This window comes from Sphingobium sp. ba1, from assembly GCF_000743655.1.
Lineage (GTDB): Bacteria > Pseudomonadota > Alphaproteobacteria > Sphingomonadales > Sphingomonadaceae > Sphingobium.
Genome location: NZ_JPPQ01000069.1, coordinates 3,150,907 through 3,155,178, shown reverse-complemented (window position 1 = coordinate 3,155,178; position 4,272 = coordinate 3,150,907). Strand labels below are relative to the sequence as shown.

Here is a 4,272-nt window from a genome sequence, read left to right as displayed (position 1 = left end):
CGCGCTGGCTTGCTTGCGGCCTTGATCCTGCGCGCGTTACCGTCCTGCGTCCGAGCGGTAAGGCGGTGGCGGATGGCGTGGTGGTGATGACGGATTATCCCGCCGCATTGCCCGCTGGAACCACGGTGCTGCTCGGCATGAAACCCTATCAGATCGGCGATGTGGCGGAATCACTTGCGCCCCTATGCGCGGCTGACACGAGGATCGTGTCGATCTTGGCGGGCACGCTTTTGGCGGATATGCGCGCGTATTTCCCGCAGGTTCGGGACATTGTGCGCGCCATGCCCAATCTGCCCGTGGGGCTGGGCGAGGGCGTGACCGCGCTTTTCACGGATCGCCGTACTGCACCCTCGGCAAGGGATGCCGTCGATACTCTTATCCGTCCCTTGGGCCTTGCCGAATGGGTGACGGACGAAGCGTTGTTCAACCAGGTCACGGCGCTGTCGGGATGTGGTCCTGCCTTTGTATTCCGCTTCATCGACGCGTTGGCCAAGGCAGGCGAAGCGCTCGGCATTCCCGCTGATCAGGCCGCTCGGATGGCGCTGGCGACAGTCCAAGGTTCGGCCAATATGGCGGCCCGCGCCAGCGATAGTCCGGCCCAACTGGCCGATCGGGTTGCCAGCCCCGGCGGCATGACGCGCGAAGGCATGAACGTCCTCGACGTCGATGATCGTCTGCGCACGCTGCTGGTCGACACATTGACGGCGGCGCGGGATCGCGGCGAAGCGATGGCGCGGGGGGAATAGGCCAGTTCCGGCACGGGCGGATTTGCGCTAGGTGCATGTCTTCCCTGTTTGGAGCTTTCCCATGCTGTCGCCCGACACCCCCATATTGCTGCTGACCACCGGCGGAACGATCGACAAAGTCTATTTCGATGCGCTGTCCGACTATCAGGTGGGCGAAACGGTGATGGCCAAGCTGCTGGACGTGGCACGGGTCAAGCGGCCGTTTCGGATCGAGGAAGTGACCCGCAAGGACAGCCTTGAACTGGACGATCGCGATCGCGCGCTCATCTATGCGCGGATTGCGGCCGCGGCGGAAAAGCATATCGTCATCACCCATGGCACCGATACGATGACCGACACGGCCAAGGCGCTGGCGGGCATCGAGGGCAAGACGATCGTCCTCGTCGGCGCGCTTGCGCCCGCGCGCTTTGGGGAGAGCGATGCGAGCTTCAACCTCGGCATGGCCTTCGCCACTGCGCAGGTGGCGGAACCCGGCGTTTACATCACCATGAGCGGTTCCGTGTTCCGCGCCGACAAGGTCGTCAAGGATCGCGCCAAGGGGGCCTTCGTGTCGATACCAACCTGACAGCCATGGCCTTTCGGGTTGGTTTACCGCGTGGTCGAGCCGTTTAAATCAGCGACATACACAGGATCAGGACCAGCATGATGCGTCACAGGATTGCCGCTACCTTAGCCCTCTCTTTTCTGGCGACGCCTTTGGGCGCGCAGGCGTCGGATATTTCCACCCATGTTCTCGATCTGGCGCAGGGCGTTGGTGGGGCCGACATTCCTGCGACGCTGGAGCGCAAGGATGCGGCCGGCAACTGGACCCGCGTCGCCACCGCGCGCACCGATGGCAATGGACGCATCCGCAGCTTTGGCGAAGGGATCGATACGCCGCCCGGCATCTATCGCATCAGTTTCGACATGACCGCCTATACAGGGTCGGCGGCGAAGCCATTTTTCCCGGAAATCAGCGTCACGTTCCGCGCCGACGAGGCGAAGGCCCATTATCATGTGCCGGTTGTCGTCAGCCCCTATGGCTATAGCAGCTATCGCGGCAATTGACCGGCCCGGACGAGGAAGGGGCGCCCCGATGATATCGGAACGCCCCTTTTCCGTTAGGCCAGCCGCTAGCGGCCTAAGCCAAGCCGATCAGCCTTCGACCTTGGCATATTTGGGTGCGGCTTCGTTGAGGATCGCGAGGATCTTTTTGAGCGCGGTAGGCTCGTCGGTTTCTTCCATCGCAGCCAGTTCGCGGGCGAGGCGGCTGGACGCCGCTTCGAAGATCTGACGCTCGGAATAGCTTTGTTCGGGCTGGTCGTCGGCGCGGAACAGGTCGCGGGTCACTTCGGCGATCGACACCAGGTCGCCCGAATTGATCTTCGCTTCATATTCCTGCGCGCGGCGCGACCACATGGTGCGCTTGACCTTTGGCTTGCCCTTCAATGTTTCCATCGATTCTTCGAGCGTCTTGTTGGACGACAGCTTGCGCATACCGACGCCTTCGGCCTTGTTAGTCGGTACGCGGAGCGTCATGCGCTCTTTTTCGAAACGGAGCACGTACAGCTCCAGATCCATGCCTGCAATCTGCTCTTTCTGCAGTTCGATTACACGGCCTACGCCATGCTTGGGATAAACGACATAATCACCAACGTCAAAGGACAGCGCTTTGGCAGCCATTTGCAACCTTTCCAATTCAACCGGGGAACGGGGCCGACGCAGGGCACATGCGATAGGGGTCACATGCAGGGAAGACCGCGACACCACCGTCAAGACATGAAGCTAATACTCCAGGGGCGAGCGCATATGCCCGTCCGTTGTGACGGCTTTTAGCAGATTCGTAACAAAATTACCACCCCCGGACATAAAGGGCGGGCGTGTGGCGCAAAATGGGACGGCGAAGGCGGCGACAGCGCGCCCGTCAGCTACCCGTGCCGGGTTCCGGCGAGAAGAACTGTTCCAGCTTGTTCTCGACGCCCTTCATGGCGTCTGCGTCGGCCGGGGCATCGCCCTTGACCGTGATGTTGGGCCATTCGGCCGAATATTTGGTATTCAGCTCCAGCCATTTTTCCAGGCCATTTTCGGTATCGGGCAGGATCGCTTCGGCCGGGCATTCAGGCTCGCACACGCCGCAGTCGATACATTCGCTCGGATTGATGACCAGCATATTCTCACCCTCGTAGAAACAATCCACGGGGCAGACCTCGACGCAATCCATATATTTGCAGCGGATGCAGTTGTCGGTCACGACATAGGTCATTGTCTGGTCACTCTTGGTTGGAAAAGCGCGGTCCTGCTATGCGCAGGCACGGCCAAGGTCAATGAGGATAATGTTGCCGGGGGTTTAGGCCCGGTTTCCTGCGGCCCGACTCGAAAGTTCACACCGTCGCAGGGGTGGATTGGGCGGACGGCGGGATAGGCGCGTGATGATGCGAATCCGGCGAAGTTCACACCGTTGCAGGCGTGCGTCGTGGGAGCGGGGTGGACGATGGGAAAGAGCGGTGCCGGGGGGAGGGTAACATGGGATTGGGATGTAGGACAGAGCGGTGGCAGGTTCCTGGTACAGGCGGAGTGAGGGTGTCCTGAGCCTTACACCATCGCGCCGCATCAATGCCGAGCCCCCTCATCCAACTCCGCCTCGGCGGGGAGAAGGGGGGTGCGTCGAGAGAGGGGCACCATGGCGGACGGCTGGCATGGTTAGAGGGGGATGCCCCTCAAACGGCGTCACCCCGGACTCGATCCGGGGTCTATTAGCCTCGCCCTCTCAGTGACGCCGAACTGTTGAGCCAATGGATGCCGGGTCAAGCCCGGCATGACGGCGAAGGGTGGATTGCCGTCAGTCCGATTTGGAAAGGCCCGCAACTAAATCTCGTTTGAACCGAATATACATCTCCAGCTTCTTCAATCGCCACCATCTACAAAACAACCCGGCCACAACGAACACTCCGCCTCCAAACCAAAGCGGGATGGCCATTTGTACTGCTTCGTCAGCAGTCAGTAAGTGACGAAAATAGGCTAATAAAATATACACAGGGGCGGCGACAAGGAAAAGGGCTGCCGCAAAAAAACATGAGCAATTCCCTTGCCCGCGTGGGAATTGCCGGATGCAGTGGCTTTCGCGTTTGAAGGGTCCAATATCGAGGGCGATCTTTCATGAACGACACTGTCTCATCGTAGGCTTCTGTCCGCAAGTGGTCGATTGCGGATGGCCCCCGCCCTTCACCCGCCGACCGTCAGTTCCTCATAACAGCCGCGCGCTTCGGTTGCGGGGCCGCGTCTGGTGGGGAGGTGGGTGATGCGGACGACGCGGACGGTGGTGCCGTGGGGGAAGGTGATGAGATCGTGCGCGCGCACGGGGGCGTGGGCGCGGTCGATGCGGCGGCCGTTGAGGCGGATATGGCCGTCCTCCGCCAGTTTCTGGGCGCTTGACCGGCTGGAGCAGAGCCGGACGAACCAGAGATATTTGTCGATGCGCAGCGTCGGCGCATGGCCGGGGGCTGCGCCCGGATCAGCCATTGCGACCAAGCAGCTCGGCAAGGCCAGC

General features: G+C 61.3%; 6 protein-coding genes. 3 read left to right on the top strand and 3 right to left on the bottom strand.

Annotation, left to right across the window (positions count from 1 at the left end; genetic code table 11):
* The 3 genes from IL54_RS18550 to uraH form a co-directional block, all read left to right on the top strand.
* A partial coding sequence (locus IL54_RS18550; protein WP_037479280.1) for a pyrroline-5-carboxylate reductase family protein occupies positions 1-746 on the top strand: 746 nt, incomplete at its 5' end.
* 61 nt (positions 747-807) lie between these two features.
* The gene (locus IL54_RS18545) at positions 808-1,311 is read left to right on the top strand and encodes an asparaginase domain-containing protein (RefSeq protein ID WP_037477612.1); all 504 of its coding nucleotides are present in this window, start codon (positions 808-810) and stop codon (positions 1,309-1,311) included.
* A gap of 77 nt (positions 1,312-1,388) precedes the next feature.
* Positions 1,389-1,793 carry a hydroxyisourate hydrolase gene (uraH, locus tag IL54_RS18540; protein WP_052027747.1) on the top strand — a complete coding sequence of 135 codons (405 nt, stop codon included), beginning with the start codon at positions 1,389-1,391 and terminating at the stop codon, positions 1,791-1,793.
* Between the two features lie 87 nt (positions 1,794-1,880).
* Here uraH and IL54_RS18535 read toward each other — a convergent pair whose 3' ends face one another.
* The 3 genes from IL54_RS18535 to IL54_RS18525 form a co-directional block, all read right to left on the bottom strand.
* Positions 1,881-2,408: a CarD family transcriptional regulator gene (locus IL54_RS18535; protein ID WP_037477608.1), complete on the bottom strand. Its 528-nt coding sequence runs from the start codon at positions 2,406-2,408 to the stop codon at positions 1,881-1,883.
* Between the two features lie 241 nt (positions 2,409-2,649).
* Positions 2,650-2,988 (bottom strand): ferredoxin FdxA, encoded by a 339-nt coding sequence (gene fdxA / locus IL54_RS18530; protein ID WP_037477607.1) that lies wholly within the window; start codon positions 2,986-2,988, stop codon positions 2,650-2,652.
* A 959-nt stretch (positions 2,989-3,947) separates the two neighbouring features.
* Positions 3,948-4,244 carry an RNA-binding S4 domain-containing protein gene (locus tag IL54_RS18525; RefSeq protein ID WP_037479277.1) on the bottom strand — a complete coding sequence of 99 codons (297 nt, stop codon included), beginning with the start codon at positions 4,242-4,244 and terminating at the stop codon, positions 3,948-3,950.
* Positions 4,245-4,272: the final 28 nt, after the last annotated feature.

What these genes read in the sequence shown, in the direction of transcription:
- uraH (WP_052027747.1), top strand. Translation starts at nt 1,389, where the DNA reads ATGATGCGTCACAGGATTGCCGCTACCTTAGCCCTCTCTTTTCTGGCG.
- fdxA (WP_037477607.1), bottom strand. Translation starts at nt 2,988, where the DNA reads ATGACCTATGTCGTGACCGACAACTGCATCCGCTGCAAATATATGGAT.
- IL54_RS18525 (WP_037479277.1), bottom strand. Translation starts at nt 4,244, where the DNA reads ATGGCTGATCCGGGCGCAGCCCCCGGCCATGCGCCGACGCTGCGCATC.
- IL54_RS18545 (WP_037477612.1), top strand. Translation starts at nt 808, where the DNA reads ATGCTGTCGCCCGACACCCCCATATTGCTGCTGACCACCGGCGGAACG.
- IL54_RS18535 (WP_037477608.1), bottom strand. Translation starts at nt 2,408, where the DNA reads ATGGCTGCCAAAGCGCTGTCCTTTGACGTTGGTGATTATGTCGTTTAT.